We start from the raw sequence: 18352 nt of genomic DNA, 5'->3' as shown, positions 1-18352 counted from the left end.
GTATAAGAGACAGGCGCTGCTCAATCTCGCCCTGAATTCGCGCGACGCGATGCCCAACGGCGGCAACCTGGTGATCACCGTGTCGTGCCGGGAGCTTGCCGGAAGCCTTGCCAAACTGGTCGAGCTGCCCGACGGGCAATACGTTCAGATCGACGTTTCCGATACCGGCTCGGGCATAGAGGACGAGGCACTGCCGCGCCTGTTCGAACCCTTTTTCACCACCAAACCTTTCGGGCGGGGAAGCGGACTCGGTCTGTCGATGGTGTATGGTTTCGTACGGCAGTCTGGTGGAAACATCCGCATACGTAGCAAACCTGGCGACGGCACAACCGTCACCTTTGTGCTGCCTCGCTCCGACGCGCCGGTCCTTGCAGAGACAGCTGGCACGCAAGAGACCGTCTGCCGGGAGGCGCAGCGAAAGCCGGTACTGCTCGTCGAAGACGAGCCCGAGGTGCGACGCATCATTCGCCTGGAACTGGCGGCCCTTGGTTACCCGGTCATCGAAGCCTCCAATGGAAGCGAGGCGGCTGCCCTGCTGGACAACGTTCCCGAGATCGCGATACTCGTCACCGACGCCGTGATGCCGGGCACCACCGGCGGAAGCGCCCTCGCCCGTCACGCCCGCAGCTTGCGAGCGGACTTTCCGGTGCTGCTGATCACCGGCTATGCCGACGACGACGCCCTTGCCGACATTGCCGACCTTGATGTACCAATACTCCGGAAACCCTTTGCCCGTGAGCAGCTCGAACGAGCGCTCTGTTCCCTCGAACCTCAGACGGAAAGCATGTGATGCCCGCGACCGACTCCAGCCCCGCGACCATTCTCGTACTCGAGGATGAACCGGATATCGCCAAGCTGATCTGCAACAGCCTAGGCGAGTACGGTTTTCGTAGCGAACACGTCGGCACCGGCCGCGAGCTACTGGAACGTGCCCAACGCGCTACACCCGAACTCTGCATTGTCGACCTCGGCCTGCCGGACATGGACGGCATGCAGGTTGTGCGCGAGCTACAGGAGGGAAACCCTTGCGCGGTGCTGATCCTGACGGGACGCAATGACGTTACCGACCGTGTGCTGGGACTGGAACTCGGTGCCGACGACTACATAGTCAAACCCTTCGAGCCTCGTGAACTCGTCGCCCGCGTGCGCTCCATCCTGCGCCGCTACCAGCGCACGACCGCCGTGGAAGCCTCCGTGGTTGAGCGCAACATCGCGCGCTTCGGCGAGTGGACCTTCGACAAGGGACGACACGCACTGATCCGCTCCGACGGCAGCGAGATCAACCTTTCGGCGGCCGAGGCCACGCTTCTGCTGACTCTGCTCGCACGCCCCAATCGCATCCTGAGCCGCGAGCAGTTGCTCGGCGAGCGCGACATCGACCCTTTCGACCGGAGCATAGACGTCCGCATCTCCCGCCTGCGCCGCAAGCTGGAGGACGATCCACAGGATCCACGTTTGATCAAAACGGTCTACGGCGCCGGCTATTTGTTCTCCACGCAGGTCAGCTGGGAGTAAGCGCCGGATGAAGACCGCGCCTGCGGACCGTGGGGCGCGAGGCGGAGGCTGGCAAGTCGTGCCGGAAACTGTCGCACACGCGTGACAGATCAGCGTGTCGGACAGGCGAGTCGGATCCGACCGGAATTGAAACTTGGCTTCCCAAGCTTGCTATAATTCATAATTATTGAGTCACGAACGAGGTACAAAGCATGTCCGCACGCCCATTCCGCATTCTCGGCATACAGCAGATCGCCATCGGCGGTCCCAGTAAGGATCGCCTGCGCACACTCTGGGTGGACATGCTGGGGCTCGACGTCACTGGCAATTTCGTCAGCGAACGTGAAAACGTCGATGAAGACATCTGCGCAATTGGCAAGGGGCCGTTCAGGGTCGAAGTAGACCTCATGCAGCCGCTCGATGCCGACAAGAAGCCGGCTGTGCACACCACCCCGCTCAACCATGTCGGCATGTGGGTGGATGACCTGCCGAAGGCTGTGGAATGGCTCAGCGCCAACGGCGTGCGCTTTGCACCCGGCGGGATTCGCAAAGGAGCAGCCGGCTACGACATTACCTTCATGCACCCGAAGGGCAACGAGGAGTTCCCGATCGGCGGGGAAGGGGTGCTGATCGAACTGGTCCAGGCACCGCCGGAAGTCGTCGAAGCGTTCGACAGAATGGCTGGCTGACAGGCCTGCAACCATCTAACGAGAAGGGCGCCCCGCGGGGCGCCCTTCTTGCTCGGCTGATCGCATCGGTAGCCCGTCAGTTCTTCGCCACCGAAACCTTCTCGTTGCGGATCGCGTCGTACTCATCCTGCCAGAACCACCTCTCCTCGCCAAAGGCAGGCACGAGATGGTTCAACCATGACGCCTGTTCGTCGTACTTCGCGAAGAACGGTCGCTGCACCCAGTCCGGATTGCGCCCCTGTATGAAGCGCAGTGCCAACACCTTCTCCCCGGCGACCTCGGTGACTCCCTGGATCTCGACCTTGCCGGGGCTCGCGCTCATGCTCGGCCCACGTGCAGTCCGGGCGAGCCCTGACACCTGTTGCATCGCCTCGCGATAGATTTGCCAGGCCCGCACCAGCGGCACCTCGAAATAGTGACGTGCGCCGGTATCGCGCTCAACGAACATGTAGTACGGAACAATCCCCAACTTGACCTGCAGTTTCCACATCCTGGCCCACACTGCAGGGTCATCGTTGATGTGAGCGATCAGCGGACCTTGCGCGCGGATCACCGCACCAGTGCCACGCACCCGCCGGATCGCGGCCTGAGCCGCTTCGGTGTCGAGTTCCTTCCAGTGGTTGTAGTGGGCCATGACCGCGACCTGCTTGCCAGCCTCTACCAGGCGCTCGAGCAGGCGGATCAGGTCGTCGGCATCGTCCGCACCGAGAAAACGGTGCGGCCAGAAGGTCAGCGCCTTGGTGCCGATGCGGATCGTCTGGATGTGGTCGAACTCGGGTCGCAGCAGCGGCTCGAGATAGCCCGCAAGATGCTTGGCCTTCATCACCATCGGGTCGCCGCCGGTCACCAGAAGGTCGGTTACCTCGGGATGCGCCTGCAGGTAGGCATGCAGACTCTCGGCCTCGGAACTCGCGATGCGCAAGTCCTTGTCACCGACGAACTGCGCCCAGCGGAAGCAGAAAGTGCAGTAGCTGTGGCAGGTCTGCCCCTGGCTGGGGAAGAACAATACAGTTTCCCGATACTTGTGCTGAATGCCGTCGAGCCGGTTTCCCGCCTCGTCCCGCGGCATGTTCATCTCCATCTGGTCGGCCGGGTGCGGATTCAGTTCGAGCCGGATCTCGTTCACCGCAGCATCGAGCTCGACCTTGCCGGCACCGTCGCGTATCAGCGTTGCGACTCGATCGAAGTGCTCGGGCTTGAGCATGCCACGCTGCGGAAACGTAAGCTGAAAGATCGGATCGGCAGGGATGTTGCGCCAATCGATGAGTTCATCAATCATGTATTGATTGACCCGAAACGGCAGCACCGTCGAGACGACCTTCATCTCGAAGCGTTGCTCGTCGCTGAGTCGCACGAGCGGTTCGATACGGTCAAGATCACGCTGAGTGTAGACCTTGAACGGGACCTTCTCGTAGTTGCTCGCGTATTCCATCGTCGGCTGCCACACAAGCGGTTTCAACTGCGCACTCATGCTATTCCTCCTGTTTCGCGGTCGACCCAGCGTCACCGGTCCGAGGTCCGCAACAGACCTGGGGTGACGGGTGCGACTCATTGATGCTCAAGGCCGACGAAAGAAGCTTGATGGCGGTCGGCCACGATAGGTGCCAGAGGGTGGCACAGTGGGGTGTGCCGGCGATTCTACCCCAGAAACTATATTGGCCCAAATGTGACAACCAATGCGCGCCGAAGGTTCCAGGGGCGAACCCGCATCTCTGACACAGGCACGTAGCGAGGGCGCCAAGGTTCCGCTTTGCTGCGCCGCACGGGCCGAGCGTCGGTGGCTGGAGGCGTAGCTGACACTACGTCGAAGCGGCAAGAGGGAGTGCCGCAAGCCACAGCGAGCGCATCGATGCCCGCCGCAGTGATAGTGTGCGAAATGCGGGCCGTGAAAAGCCAAGGCCCGCTTGCGCGGGCCCTGGCGGATACTCATCGTGTCGGCGCCTGCCGGCCGATCTGACAGGCTTGTTTACTCGAACTCGATGATGACCTCATCCACCGACAAGCTAGCCCCGGCCTCAGCGACGATCTTGGCAACCTTGCCATCCTGGTCAGCCTTGAGCACGTTCTCCATCTTCATCGCCTCGATCACCGCGAGCTTCTCGCCGGCCTTCACTTCCTGGCCAACCTTGACCGCGACCTCACGCAACAGGCCCGGCATCGGCGAGAGCAGGAACTTGGACATGTCGGGCGGCAGCTTGACCGGCATCAGCGCCTGCAACTCCGCCCAGTGCCGGTTCATCACCACGAGCCGGGCTTCGGTGCCGTTATGCTTGAGGTTGTACTTGAGTCCGTTGCGCTCGAACTGCATCGTGACTGCCTTGCCATTCACGCTGCCGTTCACCAACGTCTCGCCGAAGCGCCAGTCGAGGTTCACGACGAAGCGCTCGCCACCCACACCGACCTGATAGCCCCCTTCAATCGAAACAACGGTCACCGGTGTGCGTTCTTCACCGCGAATGACCATGAAGTCCTCGCCGACGACCCGCTCATGCCCCGGCATCTGCCCGGAGATACCGGCGTCGCGGCCTTCATGCCGCCGATGCAGCGCGGCCGCCACGGTCACGAAGAGCATCGGGTCATCGTGCGGCACCATGGTCGCGTCGAAGCCCTGCGGATACTCCTCCGCGATGAAGCCGGTGTTGAAGTTGCCCGAGACGAAGCGCGGGTGTTGCAGCAACGCGGCCTGGAACGGAATGTTGGAGCTGATGCCGCGGATCACGAAGGCGTTGAGCGCCTCGCGCATGCGCTCGATCGCCTGATCACGATTGGCGCCGTGGGTGATGAGCTTGGCGATCATCGAGTCGTAGTACATCGAGATCTCGCCACCTTCGTAGACACCGGTATCGACACGCACCTGTCCGTCGACCTCAGCCGGCGGCTGGAACTTCACCAGCCGGCCGGTTGAAGGCAGGAAGCCGCGGAAGGGGTCTTCGGCGTTGATCCGGCACTCCATGGACCAGCCGTTGATGCCAACGTCGGCCTGGGTGATCGTCAGCTTCTCCCCGTAGGCGACACGGATCATCTGCTCGACCAGATCGAGGCCGGTGATCAGCTCGGTGACCGGATGCTCGACCTGAAGGCGGGTGTTCATCTCGAGGAAGTAGAACTCCTTGGTCGCGCCCGAGACGACAAACTCGACGGTGCCCGCCGACTCGTAGTTCACCGCGCGGGCCAGGGCCACCGCCTGCTCGCCCATGGCCTTGCGCATCTCGGGATCGACGAAGGGACTGGGCGCCTCTTCAATGACCTTCTGGTGACGACGCTGAATGGAGCAGTCGCGCTCGTTCAGATACACATAGTTGCCGTGACTGTCGCCAAGCACCTGGATTTCGATGTGGCGCGGTTCGAGCACGTATTTCTCGATGAACACGCGGTCGTCGCCGAAAGCGTTCTTCGCTTCGTTACGGCAGGAGGAGAAACCTTCGTGCGCTTCCTTGTCGTTGAAGGCGACGCGCAAACCCTTGCCGCCGCCCCCGGCCGAGGCCTTGATCATCACCGGGTAACCGATGCCCTTGGCGATCTCGACCGCCTCCTCGGGGGTTTCGATCGGGTCGTTGTAGCCGGGAATGGTGTTGACCTTCGCCTCGATGGCGAGCTTCTTGGACTCGATCTTGTCGCCCATCTTGGCGACCGAGTAATGCTTGGGACCGATGAACTTGATCCCCTCGGCCTCGAGTCGCCGCGAGAACTCGGCGTTCTCGGACAGGAACCCGTAACCCGGGTGGACCGCCTCCGCGCCGGTCTGCTTGCAGGCAGCGATGATCTTGTCCATCACCAGGTAGGATTCCTTGGAAGCCGCCGGACCGATGCACACCGCCTCGTCAGCGAGATCCACATGCAGTGCGCCCGCATCGGCTTCTGAATACACGGCTACGGTGGCAATGCCCATCTTGCGGGCGGTTTTGATCACGCGGCAGGCGATTTCCCCACGATTGGCGATTAGAATTTTATTGAACATTTGTCTGGGTCCTCCGGGCGATCAGAGCGGGATGTTGCCGTGCTTGCGCCACGGGTTGTCGAGTTGCTTGTCACGCAGCATCGCAAGCGACCGGCAGATGCGCTTGCGGGTGGCGTGCGGCATGATCACGTCGTCGATGAAGCCGCGATGGGCGGCGACGAAGGGGTTCGCGAACTTCTCCTTGTACATCGCCTCGCGCTCGGCGATCTTCTCGGGGTTGTTCTTCTCCTCGCGGAAGATGATCTCCACCGCACCCTTGGGGCCCATGACCGCGATCTCGGCGCTCGGCCAGGCTAGGTTCACGTCGCCACGCAGGTGCTTGGAGCTCATCACGTCATACGCGCCGCCATAGGCCTTGCGAGTGATCAGCGTGACCTTGGGCACGGTGCATTCGGCGTAGGCATAAAGCAGTTTGGCGCCGTGCTTGATGATGCCGCCGTATTCCTGGCTGGTGCCGGGCATGAAGCCGGGCACGTCGACGAAGGTCACCACCGGGATGTTGAAGGCGTCGCAGAAACGCACGAAGCGTGCGGCCTTGATCGAGCTCTTGATGTCGAGGCAGCCGGCGAGCACCAGCGGCTGGTTGGCGACGAAGCCGACCGTCTGTCCCTCCATGCGGCCGAAGCCGATGATGATGTTCTTGGCGTAGTCCGGTTGCAGCTCGAAGAAATCGCCCTCGTCCACGACCTTGGTGATCAGCTCCTTCATGTCGTAGGGCTGGTTGGGGTTGGCCGGCACCAGGGTGTCGAGCGACTCGTCCATGCGGTCGGCCGGGTCGGCGGTAGGGCGCACCGGTGGCTTCTCGCGGTTCGACAGCGGCAGGAAGTCGATGAAACGACGCAGCTGTGCGAGGGCTTCCACGTCGTCCTCGAAGGCGAGGTCGGCAACGCCGGACTTGGTGGTGTGGGTGACCGCGCCGCCCAGTTCCTCGGCGGTGACGGTTTCATGGGTCACGGTCTTGACCACTTCCGGGCCGGTCACGAACATGTAGCTCGAGTCCTTGACCATGAAGATGAAGTCGGTCATCGACGGCGAATACACCGCGCCGCCGGCGCAGGGCCCCATGATCATCGAAATCTGCGGGATCACGCCGGAGGCCATCACATTGCGCTGGAACACGTCGGCGTAGCCGCCGAGTGAATCCACGCCTTCCTGGATGCGCGCGCCACCCGAGTCGTTCAGGCCGATGACCGGCGCGCCGACCTTCATCGCATGATCCATGACCTTGCAGATCTTCTCGGCGTGAGTTTCGGAGAGCGACCCACCGAACACCGTGAAGTCCTGGCTGAACACGAACACGAGGCGACCATTGACGGTGCCGTAGCCGGTCACCACGCCGTCGCCGGGCACATGCTCGGCGCCCATGCCGAAATCGGTGCAGCGGTGCTCCTTGAACATGTCCCACTCTTCGAAGCTGCCTTCGTCGAGCAGGAGTTCGATACGCTCACGTGCAGTGAGCTTGCCCTTGGCGTGCTGGGAGTCGATGCGCTTCTGACCGCCGCCGAGGCGGGCTTTCTGGCGCTTCTCATCCAGCTGGCGGATGATTTCCTGCATTGATGGTCTCCTTACGGTTTCCGGTTGGCCGGCATCCAAGAGGCGCCGACGGTTCAATTCAAACTGCGTCTTTCAGATAGCGAAGCAAGCGTTGTGCTGCGGCCGACGGGGTGGTTCCTCCCTCCTCCACCGCCTCGGTCAGGGCGGGCAGGTCGGCCCGTACACGGGGATGACTGCGAAAATGCGCGCGCAGCCCGGCATCGATCAACTCCCACATCCAGGCCCTGGCCTGGCGGCGTCGCTTGGTCTCGAACTCACCGGTGCGCTTCATGGTGTCGCGATACTCGCACACGGTCTGCCAGAACTCGGCCACCCCTTCCATCCTTAGAGCCGAAAGCGTCAGCACCGGGGGCGACCAGTTGGGACTGACCGGACGCAACATGTGCAGCGCGGTCTTGAGCTGGGCCTGGGCGCGGGTCGTGGCTGCGAGGTCGATGTCGGCCTTGTTCACCACCACCAGATCGGCCAGCTCCATGATCCCCTTCTTGATCCCCTGCAGGTCGTCACCGGCATTAGGCAGCTGCAGCAGGCAGAACATGTCGCTCATGTTGGCGACCGCGGTTTCGCTCTGACCAACACCGACGGTCTCGATGATGATCACGTCGAAACCGGCGGCCTCGCAGGCCAGCATGGTCTCGCGGGTCTTCTCTGCGACGCCGCCCAGCGAACCAGCCGACGGACTCGGCCGGATGAAGGCCGCGGTATTCTGGCTGAGGCGCTCCATACGCGTCTTGTCGCCGAGAATGGACCCACCGGTGATCGACGAGGACGGATCCACCGCCAGCACCGCCACACGAAGCCCCTGCTCGATGAGATACAGTCCGAGCGCCTCGATGAAGGTGGACTTGCCAACCCCCGGCACACCCGAGATGCCGACCCGCATCGCACCGCCGGTATGCGGCAGCAACGCCTCCAGCACCGACCGCGCCCGCGCCTGATGATCCTCACGCTGCGACTCGATCAGCGTGATGGTCTTGGCGAGCGGGCGCAACTGGCGCGCAAGCACGCCGTCGACCAACGACTGGTCAACGGCGTCAAGCGGCTGGGTGCGCGGCATGTCGTCCGGCGCCATCGCCTCAGGCGCCGGCCTTTGCGGCGCGGATCTGCTTGAGCACCTCGCGCGCGGCGGTCTGGATCGGCGTGCCCGGGCCGAAGATGCCCTTGGCGCCTGCGGCGTAGAGGGCATCGTAGTCCTGCGCCGGAATCACGCCGCCAACGAAGGTGATGATGTCGTCCGCGCCGAGGCGCTTGAGCTCGTTGATGACCGCAGGCACCAACGTCTTGTGACCTGCCGCGAGGCTGGAGCAACCCACGGCATGCACGTCGTTCTCGACCGCATGACGTGCAGCCTCTTCCGGCGTCTGGAACAGCGGGCCGACGTCGATATCGAACCCCAGATCGGCGAACGCCGACGCGACGACCTTTGCGCCTCGGTCATGACCGTCCTGACCGAGCTTGGCGATCATCACGCGCGGGCGACGGCCTTCTTCGGCAATGAAGGCCTCGATCTCGGCCTTCAGGGCCTTCCAGTCTTCCTGTTCTTCCACGACGGCTCCATAGACACCGGACACGGCTTGAGGGTTGGCGCGATAACGGCCGAACACCTTCTCGAGCGCATCGGACACCTCGCCGACGCTGGCACGCAAGCGGATCGCCTGCACGCTGAGATCGAGCAGGTTGCCCTCACCGCTCTCGGCGCAGCGGGTCAGCGCCTCGAGCGCTGCCTGTACCGCCGCATTGTCGCGCGTCTCGCGGATCTTCTTCAAACGCGCGATCTGCGACTCGCGTACCGCGTGGTTGTCGATGTCGAGGATCTCGATCGGGTCTTCCTTGGCGAGCTTGTATTTGTTCACGCCGACGATGACGTCCTTGCCGGAGTCGATGCGTGCCTGCTTCTCGGCGGCGCACTCCTCGACCTTCATCTTGGCCCAGCCGGACTCGACCGCCTTGGTCATGCCTCCCATGGCCTCGATCTCTTCGATCAGCTCCCACGCTTTGTCGGCCATGTCCTGGGTGAGCTTTTCCATCATGTAGGAGCCGGCCCAGGGGTCGACCACGTTACAGATATGCGTCTCTTCCTGGATGATGATCTGGGTGTTGCGCGCGATGCGGGCCGAGAACTCGGTAGGCAGCGCGATCGCCTCGTCGAGCGCGTTAGTGTGCAGCGACTGGGTGCCACCGAACACCGCGGCCATCGCCTCGATGGTGGTGCGCACCACGTTGTTGTAGGGGTCCTGCTCGGTGAGCGACCAGCCCGAGGTCTGCGAGTGGGTCCGCAGCATCATCGACTTGGGATTCCTGGGGTTGAACTGCTTCATGATGCGCCACCACAGCAGACGCGCGGCACGCATCTTGGCGATCTCGAGGTAGAAGTTCATGCCCACCGCCCAGAAGAAGGACAGGCGGCCGGCGAAGGTGTCGACATCCATGCCGCTGGCGATGCCGGTGCGCACGTACTCGAGGCCGTCGGCGAGCGTGAAAGCCAGTTCGATGGCCTGGTTCGCGCCGGCTTCCTGGATGTGATAGCCGGAGATTGAGATGCTGTTGAACTTCGGCATGTGCTGCGCGGTGTAGCCGAAGATGTCAGCGATGATCTTCATCGACGGCGTGGGCGGATAGATGTAGGTGTTCCGCACCATGAACTCTTTGAGGATGTCGTTCTGGATCGTGCCCGAGAGCTTTTCCTGGCTGACACCCTGCTCCTCGGCGGCGACGATGTAGCCGGCGAGGATCGGCAGCACCGCACCGTTCATGGTCATCGACACCGAGATCTTGTCGAGCGGGATGCCGTCGAACAGGATCTTCATGTCCTCGACCGAATCGATCGCCACGCCGGCCTTGCCGACATCGCCGGTCACGCGCGGGTGATCAGAGTCGTAACCGCGGTGGGTTGCCAGATCGAAGGCGACCGACACGCCCTGGCCACCGGCGGCAAGCGCCTTGCGATAGAACGCATTGGAAGCCTCCGCGGTGGAGAAGCCGGCGTACTGGCGGATGGTCCAGGGCTTGACCGCGTACATCGTCGGCTGCGGACCGCGCAGAAAGGGCTCGAAACCCGGCAAGGTGTCGGCGAACTGCAGGCTCTCGACATCTGCCTTGGTATACAGCGGCTTGACCGCGAGACCCTCCGGCGTATGCCAGGTCAGGTTGTCCGGGTTCCCGCCGGGCGCGTGCTTGGCGGCCGCCTTGCTCCAGGCCTCCAGATCCGTCTGCGGATATTGCGGATAGTCGGACTTCGACATCGTTCACCTCTCGATAAGACCCGCAACGGCAAATCCGGCGGGTAAAAACGGACACTGTTCCAAACGCTTCGGCACGCTGGCCGAAAGAACTATCGTATCTGCGACGACAAGGCCACTCACGCAAATGCGCGAGTGGCCGTCGGCGCCCCGGTGCAGCTCTCCTCTCCTGACCCACCATACAGCGGATCACCCTCGCACCGCACCGGAAGTTGACTTGAAGCCACCTTCCTATAATACTTTATCCATAATTATGGATGCAACTCCTTCGTCAAGGAACCTGACACATCGAGCGCGCGGCTCGTCACTCGGAAACACGCCAATGACCTCTTCCCGGATCGCACCGCTAGCCCTCTATCAGGAAGTCGCCGAACGCCTTCGGCAGCGCATCTTCTCCCACGAACTGCCTCCCGGCACCTGGGTGGACGAGCAGGCGCTCGCTGACCACTACGGAATCTCCCGCACCCCGCTGCGCGAGGCACTCAAGGTGCTGGCGGCCGAGGGGTTGGTGACCCTCAAGCCTCGCAAGGGCTGCTACGTTACCGAAATCTCCGATCGGGATCTCGATGAGATCTTCACGATCATGGCGCTGCTCGAAGGCCAGTGCGCACGAGAGGCGGCGACCAAGGCAGGAAAGGCCGGCGTGATCGAACTGGAACGGATCCATGCCAGCTTGGAGCTGGCGGCGACCGAGGGAGACATCAATGGCTTTTTCGAAGCCAACCAGGCGTTTCACCGTGCAGTGCAGACGCTCGCCGACAACCGCTGGCTGCTCAACGCCATCGAGGATTTGCGCAAGGTCATCAAGCTTTCGCGCCACCATTCGTTGTTCTCCGAGGGTCGGCTTGAGCAATCCCTGAGCGAGCATCGCGAGATTCTCGCCGCAATCGTCGGACACGACCAGGATGCCGCCGAGGCCAAGATGCGCAAGCACATCGCAAGCGGCCGCGCGGCGCTCGACCGCATCGCAAAATCGCGCAACAAGGCCGCGTGATCATGCCCGGAGAGATCCGCTACGATGCCATGGACGGTGTGGCTACGTTGACGCTGTCGAATCCGGGCAAGCTAAACGCGATCAACGCCGAGATGTGGACCGCCCTGCGCACCCGGATGGACACCATCGCGCAGGACGAAACCCTGCGTTGTGTCATCATTCGCGGACGCGACGAAGCCGCTTTCGCGGCCGGTGGCGACATCGAGGAGTTTCTGACGGTCCGCGCGACGGTGAAGGACGCACTGCACTATCACGAAGAACTGGTCGCCTCGGCGCTGAACGCGATCCGCGACTGCCCTGTGCCGACCGTCGCGGCGATCCAGGGGGCTTGCATCGGTGGAGGCCTCGAGATCGCAGGCTGCTGCGATATTCGGATCGCCGGAGAATCAGCTCGTTTCGGCGCTCCCATCAATCGACTCGGTTTCTCGATGTACCCCGGCGAAATGGCCGGTCTGCTCGCCCTGGTCGGACCAGCGGTGTTACTCGAGATCCTGCTCGAAGGGCGCATTCTCGGCGCTCGGGAAGCGCTACAGAAGGGCTTGCTCAGCCGAGTCGTGGATGACGAAACGGTCATCCACGAGGCGCTCGCCTGCGCGCGGCGAATTGCCGCGGGCGCCCCGCTCGTGGCCCGTTGGCACAAACAGTGGGTCCGTCGCCTTGCCGATCCCTCCCCGCTCACCGAGGCCGAAAAGCTCGCCGCCTTCGCGTTTCTTGATACCCGGGATTACGCTGAGGGCTTGAGCGCATTCCTTGAGAAAAGGACGCCACGGTTCGAGGGACGCTAAGCCCTGCCTAGCGCCGCATCTCCCTGCGTCGCGACCGGCGATAGTGGGTACGCCAGAAACGCTTGACCTCCCGCCACCAGGCGCGATCGAACGTCGAAGCCAGCTCGGGCAACAAGTGGCCCAGATGCTTGTCGGCGGCTGAACCAGCGCTTCGACTTGCGCGGACATGCCACACGCCCAGCGCGGCAAGACGCGAAGACAGCGGGGGATGCAGACTCGACTCGATTTCTTCCGATCCCGTCAGACTGCGAACTCCGAGCCGACCACCATCGACATCCGGCCACCTGAAACCCGCGGCCATGCCAACAGCCATTTCCCGATACGGGCGAATGGCTGGCGAACGCAGACTGCCGGACTGCGCCATCACGCGGCACATGAAGTCGTCACTCAGAAAGCGGTCACGCAAAGACACTTCGACAAGGGTTTGCGCCACCAGGGGCGCACCGACGATTCGCGCAGCGGCCTGATCCGCCTCGAACTCCTCGAGGCGCGCCAATCGTGCCCCAGTGACAGCGAACGCATTGAACTGCCGATGCACAAGATGTGGCAGAAATGGCAATCCGTCGACTAGCTGTTCCATGACTCTGAACGCCCAGGATCGCATGTGGCAACCCCAGGCCTTGAGCCCCTTGCGCTGCAGCGCGAGATGAGCGCACTCATGCGCAAGAATCGCGTTCAACTGTCGGCCCGAAACGCTATGTACGAGCGGCAGGCCCAACTGCAAATAGGTCTGCATCGGACCGACAAGCCCCCACCGCGGGCGCTGTACAATCGCAGCGTTCATTTCACCGGTTATGTGAATATGGTCGATTCCCCCGCCACCCGTGCGGCGCGCCACTTTGTCTATCGCCCGATAAAGCGATTCGGCGGCATCGCGCTCGAGCCGAACGCCGTTCGGTTCGGGCACCCGACAGAACAACCATCGAATCAAGCAACTCGCCAGCGCCGCCGCACAGACCCCTAGCAGCAGCGATCTCGCCGCCCCCCAGTACGCGCCTTCGGACTGAAGTCCGATCGCATCAGCAAAGGCTTGAAAGGCCAAGGCTGACGAAACAATGAGTAGCAAACCCAGGAGACCCAGAAAAAGGGTTGCCCGGACAGCTTGAGCGCGTGCGATGCGCGCCCTCAACGGCGACAATCGGGAACATTCCAGAGCCATGCCTTCCCCTGTGCAAGCGCAAACCGCCGTGACTATAGCCCGAAAGCCTGGCGTCTGGAATCGCGCTAAAGTCATACGTCGACCAGAGACACCCGGTTACGCAGTGAATCAGCGCGCTTCAAGGCCCGCCGCTGTGCACATTCATCACGATGATTGGCCGGCGTCGCCGCCATTTTGCTGCAATGCGCAAAAAAACCTATACAATGGGCGCATGTGGTGACCACGACCAATCAGTCGCCTCAATCCGAGACCCTACCGGTCCACCCAGCGGCCTGCCCAGATTGGTGTCACTCCTGCGGAGCGACGGGTTTTAGCCGCACCCCCTGGAACATAATGACAACCTCCGCTGATTTCGCCAGTCTTGGACTGGCAGAACCGATTCTGCGCGCAGTCGCCGAAACGGGTTACACCACGCCCACGCCGATCCAGGCGCAAGCGATTCCACTGGTGCTGGCTGGCCGCGACCTGCTCGCCGCCGCCCAGACCGGTACCGGCAAGACCGCCGGTTTCACACTTCCCCTGCTGCACCGTCTCAGCGCGACACAAGCCGGCGAGCGCCGTCCCGGTCGGCCGCGCTGCCTCGTACTGACCCCGACCCGCGAACTCGCGGCACAGGTGCACGAATCCGTCGAAACCTACGGACGCCACCTGTCGCTGAAGTCGATGGTGATGTTCGGCGGTGTCAACATCAACCCCCAGATTCAGACCTTGCGCAAGCCGGTCGACATCCTCGTCGCCACGCCCGGTCGCCTGCTCGACCACGCCGGCCAGAAAACCGTCGACCTCTCCGGGGTCGAGATTCTCGTGCTCGATGAAGCGGACCGCATGCTCGACATGGGTTTCATTCGAGATATCCGCAAGGTCCTGGCGATGCTGCCGAAGCAACGTCAGAACCTGCTTTTTTCCGCTACGTTCTCGGACGAAATCCGTTCATTGGCCAAGGGCTTGCTCAACAATCCCGGCCAGGTCGAGGTCGCACGCCGCAACACCGCGTCTGAACTGGTCAGTCAGTCGGTGTTCATGATCCCGCAAAAGCAGAAGCGGGATCTTCTGGTGCATCTGATCGGAGAGAACCAGTGGTATCAGGTGCTGGTGTTCACCCGAACAAAGCACGGGGCGAACAAGCTCGCCGAGTATCTGCTCAAGCACGGTATCGCGTCGGCCGCAATCCACGGCAACAAGAGCCAGTCAGCCCGCACACGCGCATTGGCCCAGTTCAAGGACGGGTCGCTGCCGGTGCTGGTCGCGACCGACATCGCTGCCCGCGGACTCGACATCGAGCAGCTTCCGCACGTGATCAACTTCGAGTTGCCGAACATCGCCGAAGACTATGTCCATCGCATCGGCCGAACCGGGCGCGCGGGCAGCGCCGGCCATGCTATCTCGCTGGTCGACGCCGAAGAGGCAGGCTATCTCGCTGGCATTGAGCGACTGATCGGCAAGCGTATCGAGCGCGCACCGCAACCCGAAGGCTTCACTCCCCGCCCGGTAGACCCCACCGCCCAGGAGTCCGAACGCCCGCGCCAGAACGGACGTCCACCTCGCAACCGCGAAACCGATCGCCGTAGCTCACGCGAACCCGGCAAGCGAGGCGGAAAGCCCAAACAATCCAGCAGTGGCCGCACATCGACCATTGCGCCGCGCGATGGGCAGACAAGCCGGGAACATGCGGTGCAACCGAGAACCGCGGGCACGCAGAGCCCGGGACCCGGCGGCAATCGCCGGCAAGGCCAGCGTTCCGCACCGACTGCGGCCCTGTTCGCACCCAGAGCCGCCAACCGCGGCCGCTGATCGCTGACAGGAATCCGGCCCGACCAGAGGGTCGAGCCAAGCTTTGAAAGCGATGGGGTCAGATTGCCTGACCCCAATCGTTCTCCGCCCTGTCCATGAAGCCATCGAGCTCTTCAGCAGGCAGAGGGCGAGCAAATAAGTAGCCCTGAAAATGATCGCATCCGGCGTCGGCCAGGAAGCGGCGCTGCTCCTGTGTTTCAACCCCCTCGGCCAGTACCTGCAGTCCGAGGTTGTGACCGAGCGCGATGACGGCATGACTGATCGCACAATCGCTCTCGTTTCCCGGCAGATCCTTGACGAATGCGCGATCCAGCTTGAGGCGGTCCAATGGGAAATTCTTCAGGTAGGCGAGTGACGAATAGCCCGTGCCGAAATCATCCAGCGCGACCTTCACGCCGAGGTCGCGCAGGTTAGTGAGGATCCGAGTCGCACCGGCGGGATCGCTCATCAGCAATCCTTCGGTGATTTCCAGTTCGAGCGCCCGCGCCGGCAAGCCACTGCGCTCGAGCGCATTCTGCACGGTGGCACACAGGTCCTCGCGAACAAACTGGCGCGCTGACAGATTCACCGCTATCTCGAAATCCCACCCACTGCGTTCGCGCCACTGCTGCGCCTGAGTGCAGGCCTCGAGCAAAACCCATTCACCGATCGGCACGATGATGCCAGTGGCCTCCGCAATCGGAACGAACTGAATCGGAGAAACCATCCCGAGCTCGGGATTTCGCCAGCGCAACAACGCCTCCAGCCCGATGAGCTTGCCACTTCTGGCGTCGATCTGCGGCTGGTAAGCGAGCGAGAATTCTCCGAGATCCAGGGCCTGACGCAATCGCTGCTCCAGCGCCAGCAATTGAACGCCGGCTGCATTCATCTGTGCCGAGTAGAACTTGTAACAGCTCCGTCCGTCCGCCTTGGCGCTGTTGAGCGCGGTTTCCACATTGCGCTGAAGCGTGCGGCTGTCATCACCATCGTCCGGGAAAAGCGCGATGCCGATACTGATCGAGACATGCAAGGGCCGCTTGTCCACATCGATCGGCTTTCGGAAGGCGGCGAGAAGGCGCTCGCAAAAGGCACCGATTGCCCGAGGATCATCCATGTCCGGCAAGAGGATCGCGAAGCGATCGCCGCTAGGTCGCGCGGCGACATCATGTCGCCGCAACAGCTTCTTGATGGTCTCGGCCGCACCGATCAATACCTGGTCTCCAGTCAAGTGACCAAGGGATTCATTGATCACCTTGAAGCGGTCGAGGCCGAGCTCGATCAACGCGAAACGGTTTCCGGTGCGACCTGCGCTCACCACCGCCTGATCGAGTGCGGAGATCAGGGCGTCCCGGTTCGGCAGACCAGTGAGAGGATCGAAGGTACGCAGGCGCTCCAACATCGCCTCCGTTTCCTTGTACTTGGTCAAATCCACACTCGTTGCAACGTAGTGGGTCACCTCTCCCCTTCGGTTCTTCACCTCGGCGATGGACAACAGGGCCGGGTAGGCCTCGCCGTCCTTGCGCCGGTTCCAGACCTCGCCTTCCCAAGCGCCACTCGCACGGATCTTCATCCACATCGCGGCATAGAAGTGGTCGTCGTGACGACCCGAGTCAAGAATCCGCGTCTTCTGCCCGATGACTTCATCACGCAGATAGCCGGTAGTACGGGTAAAAGCCTGGTTCACCTCTACGATCCGTGACGCCGCGTCGGTGATGATGATCGACTCCACGCTGTTACGGAACACCTCTGCTGCCAGGTGCAGGTCGGTTTCCGCGAGCTCCTTGCCCCGCCACATCTGCAGCAGTAGGGCGACCGCCAGCAATAGCGACAGGCCGGTTCCAAGCGCGTTGATCATCAGCGCCGATTGGGCACGGCTGTGAAGCGCCTCGGCACTCTCAAGCACGCGATCGACCAGGCGCGATTCAAACTCGTTGAGGGTGTCGATCTTCTGGGAGGAGAGATCGAACCAATGGGTGGCCAGAGGAATCATGCGTCCTACCGGCTCCTCTCCCGTATTGGCGGCCAGAACCAACTGCCGCATCTGCTGAATTTCCCTTACAAAGGGCGCGGAAAGGGCGTTGTCGTAATGCTTGATGATCTCGCCGTCGGCGAACTGGCGAAACTTCTCGTCAAGAAGCCGCTCTGCCGACTTGATACGATGAAAGTCACTCAGCCGGGCGTGGCTGTAATCGCCAGCCGACAGCATCGCAGTCAACAACGCCCGCTCCTGACCAGCCATCTCCTTCGCCTGGAGAAAGAACAGAAACGCCATCTGCCCCCGGAAAGCCCAATCACTGCCGCCGACGGAGGTTGTCACAAAGAGATGATCAAAAAGAGGACTGATCAAGGCCGTATAGTCGACGCGGACCCTGTCGACTGGAACGTCTCTTGAAAAGACATGAGACCTCAAGACGTCCAACTCTTTCAGTTGCGAGAGAATCTGTTCCACGGCAACAGACATGAAAGGCGCCGAGTCCAGAATCGCCGGCGTTGCGGCACGCAAGCGCACCGTCGCTCGGTCAGTCCGCACATACTGCGCCTGCAGTTCCGGCGCAAACTGTACACCGCGAGCGGCAATCAGGCTGTTGACGGCCATCCAGAATTGACCCACTTGCCGGGGTAATTTGCATCGAAATTTGACCCACCTTTGATTGACTACCCTGCTGTGTTTTGGGCGGGGGATCGAGGAGTGATCAAAGTGGGCATGTTG

The 18352-nt window shown here is 62.3% G+C and carries 14 protein-coding genes; 7 read left to right on the top strand and 7 right to left on the bottom strand.

What is annotated here, in order from left to right:
* The 3 genes from GPA21_RS13190 to GPA21_RS13180 all read left to right on the top strand — a co-directional run.
* Window positions 1-790 (top strand): ATP-binding protein (locus tag GPA21_RS13190; protein ID WP_168988614.1); only part of this gene is annotated, 790 nt, incomplete at its 5' end.
* A complete protein-coding gene (locus tag GPA21_RS13185) occupies window positions 790-1515 on the top strand; it encodes a response regulator transcription factor (RefSeq protein WP_168988613.1) in 726 nt (241 codons plus the stop codon). The genes GPA21_RS13190 and GPA21_RS13185, both read left to right, overlap by 1 nt.
* 191 nt (window positions 1516-1706) lie before the next feature.
* Window positions 1707-2183 (top strand): VOC family protein, encoded by a 477-nt coding sequence (locus GPA21_RS13180; protein ID WP_168988612.1) that lies wholly within the window; start codon window positions 1707-1709, stop codon window positions 2181-2183.
* 76 nt (window positions 2184-2259) lie between these two features.
* Here GPA21_RS13180 and GPA21_RS13175 read toward each other — a convergent pair whose 3' ends face one another.
* The 5 genes from GPA21_RS13175 to scpA all read right to left on the bottom strand — a co-directional run bounded on the left by GPA21_RS13175 (window position 2260) and on the right by scpA (window position 10937).
* The gene (locus GPA21_RS13175; RefSeq protein ID WP_168988611.1) at window positions 2260-3654 is read right to left on the bottom strand and encodes a KamA family radical SAM protein; all 1395 of its coding nucleotides are present in this window, start codon (window positions 3652-3654) and stop codon (window positions 2260-2262) included.
* Window positions 3655-4149: 495 nt separating this feature from the next.
* Window positions 4150-6141 (bottom strand): acetyl-CoA carboxylase biotin carboxylase subunit, encoded by a 1992-nt coding sequence (gene accC / locus GPA21_RS13170; RefSeq protein ID WP_168988610.1) that lies wholly within the window; start codon window positions 6139-6141, stop codon window positions 4150-4152.
* 21 nt (window positions 6142-6162) lie between these two features.
* Window positions 6163-7695, bottom strand: coding sequence for an acyl-CoA carboxylase subunit beta (locus GPA21_RS13165; RefSeq protein WP_168988609.1), 1533 nt, complete (start codon window positions 7693-7695; stop codon window positions 6163-6165).
* A gap of 58 nt (window positions 7696-7753) precedes the next feature.
* Window positions 7754-8752, bottom strand: a complete 999-nt coding sequence (gene meaB, locus GPA21_RS13160; protein ID WP_246261952.1) for a methylmalonyl Co-A mutase-associated GTPase MeaB — start codon at window positions 8750-8752, stop codon at window positions 7754-7756.
* Window positions 8753-8771: 19 nt separating this feature from the next.
* Window positions 8772-10937 (bottom strand): methylmalonyl-CoA mutase, encoded by a 2166-nt coding sequence (scpA, locus tag GPA21_RS13155; protein WP_168988607.1) that lies wholly within the window; start codon window positions 10935-10937, stop codon window positions 8772-8774.
* A 319-nt stretch (window positions 10938-11256) separates the two neighbouring features.
* Here scpA and GPA21_RS13150 point away from each other — a divergent pair, with 319 nt between their 5' ends.
* Window positions 11257-11928 (top strand): GntR family transcriptional regulator, encoded by a 672-nt coding sequence (locus GPA21_RS13150; protein WP_168988606.1) that lies wholly within the window; start codon window positions 11257-11259, stop codon window positions 11926-11928.
* A gap of 2 nt (window positions 11929-11930) precedes the next feature.
* On the top strand, window positions 11931-12713 hold the full coding sequence (locus tag GPA21_RS13145) for an enoyl-CoA hydratase/isomerase family protein (protein ID WP_168988605.1): 783 nt from the start codon (window positions 11931-11933) through the stop codon (window positions 12711-12713).
* 7 nt (window positions 12714-12720) lie between these two features.
* On the opposite strand, the gene GPA21_RS20980 is transcribed toward GPA21_RS13145, so the two are convergent.
* A complete protein-coding gene (locus GPA21_RS20980; RefSeq protein ID WP_246261951.1) occupies window positions 12721-13449 on the bottom strand; it encodes a M48 family metalloprotease in 729 nt (242 codons plus the stop codon).
* Between GPA21_RS20980 and GPA21_RS20975 the strand changes: the two genes are divergently transcribed.
* Together GPA21_RS20975 and GPA21_RS13135 are read left to right on the top strand one after the other, a co-directional pair.
* The gene (locus GPA21_RS20975; protein WP_246261953.1) at window positions 13372-13677 is read left to right on the top strand and encodes a hypothetical protein; all 306 of its coding nucleotides are present in this window, start codon (window positions 13372-13374) and stop codon (window positions 13675-13677) included. The genes GPA21_RS20980 and GPA21_RS20975 overlap by 78 nt on opposite strands.
* A gap of 528 nt (window positions 13678-14205) precedes the next feature.
* Window positions 14206-15663 (top strand): DEAD/DEAH box helicase, encoded by a 1458-nt coding sequence (locus tag GPA21_RS13135; protein WP_168988603.1) that lies wholly within the window; start codon window positions 14206-14208, stop codon window positions 15661-15663.
* Between the two features lie 58 nt (window positions 15664-15721).
* On the opposite strand, the gene GPA21_RS13130 is transcribed toward GPA21_RS13135, so the two are convergent.
* On the bottom strand, window positions 15722-18238 hold the full coding sequence (locus GPA21_RS13130; RefSeq protein WP_168988602.1) for an EAL domain-containing protein: 2517 nt from the start codon (window positions 18236-18238) through the stop codon (window positions 15722-15724).
* Window positions 18239-18352: the final 114 nt, after the last annotated feature.

It is taken from the genome of Azoarcus taiwanensis, assembly GCF_012910885.1.
Classification (GTDB): Bacteria; Pseudomonadota; Gammaproteobacteria; order Burkholderiales; family Rhodocyclaceae; genus Azoarcus_F; species Azoarcus_F taiwanensis.
Note: the sequence above shows the minus strand (reverse complement) of the source record. Positions and strands in the feature narration are given on the sequence as shown.

Bases quoted from the DNA above. Each gene is read 5' to 3' on its own strand.
- GPA21_RS13135 (WP_168988603.1), top strand. From the start codon at position 14,206: ATGACAACCTCCGCTGATTTCGCCAGTCTTGGACTGGCAGAACCGATT.
- accC (WP_168988610.1), bottom strand. From the start codon at position 6,141: ATGTTCAATAAAATTCTAATCGCCAATCGTGGGGAAATCGCCTGCCGC.
- meaB (WP_246261952.1), bottom strand. From the start codon at position 8,752: ATGCCGCGCACCCAGCCGCTTGACGCCGTTGACCAGTCGTTGGTCGAC.
- GPA21_RS13130 (WP_168988602.1), bottom strand. From the start codon at position 18,238: ATGGCCGTCAACAGCCTGATTGCCGCTCGCGGTGTACAGTTTGCGCCG.
- GPA21_RS13150 (WP_168988606.1), top strand. From the start codon at position 11,257: ATGACCTCTTCCCGGATCGCACCGCTAGCCCTCTATCAGGAAGTCGCC.
- GPA21_RS13145 (WP_168988605.1), top strand. From the start codon at position 11,931: ATGCCCGGAGAGATCCGCTACGATGCCATGGACGGTGTGGCTACGTTG.
- GPA21_RS13175 (WP_168988611.1), bottom strand. From the start codon at position 3,654: ATGAGTGCGCAGTTGAAACCGCTTGTGTGGCAGCCGACGATGGAATAC.
- GPA21_RS13180 (WP_168988612.1), top strand. From the start codon at position 1,707: ATGTCCGCACGCCCATTCCGCATTCTCGGCATACAGCAGATCGCCATC.
- GPA21_RS20980 (WP_246261951.1), bottom strand. From the start codon at position 13,449: ATGCAGACCTATTTGCAGTTGGGCCTGCCGCTCGTACATAGCGTTTCG.
- GPA21_RS13185 (WP_168988613.1), top strand. From the start codon at position 790: ATGCCCGCGACCGACTCCAGCCCCGCGACCATTCTCGTACTCGAGGAT.
- GPA21_RS20975 (WP_246261953.1), top strand. From the start codon at position 13,372: ATGCGCAAGAATCGCGTTCAACTGTCGGCCCGAAACGCTATGTACGAG.
- scpA (WP_168988607.1), bottom strand. From the start codon at position 10,937: ATGTCGAAGTCCGACTATCCGCAATATCCGCAGACGGATCTGGAGGCC.
- GPA21_RS13165 (WP_168988609.1), bottom strand. From the start codon at position 7,695: ATGCAGGAAATCATCCGCCAGCTGGATGAGAAGCGCCAGAAAGCCCGC.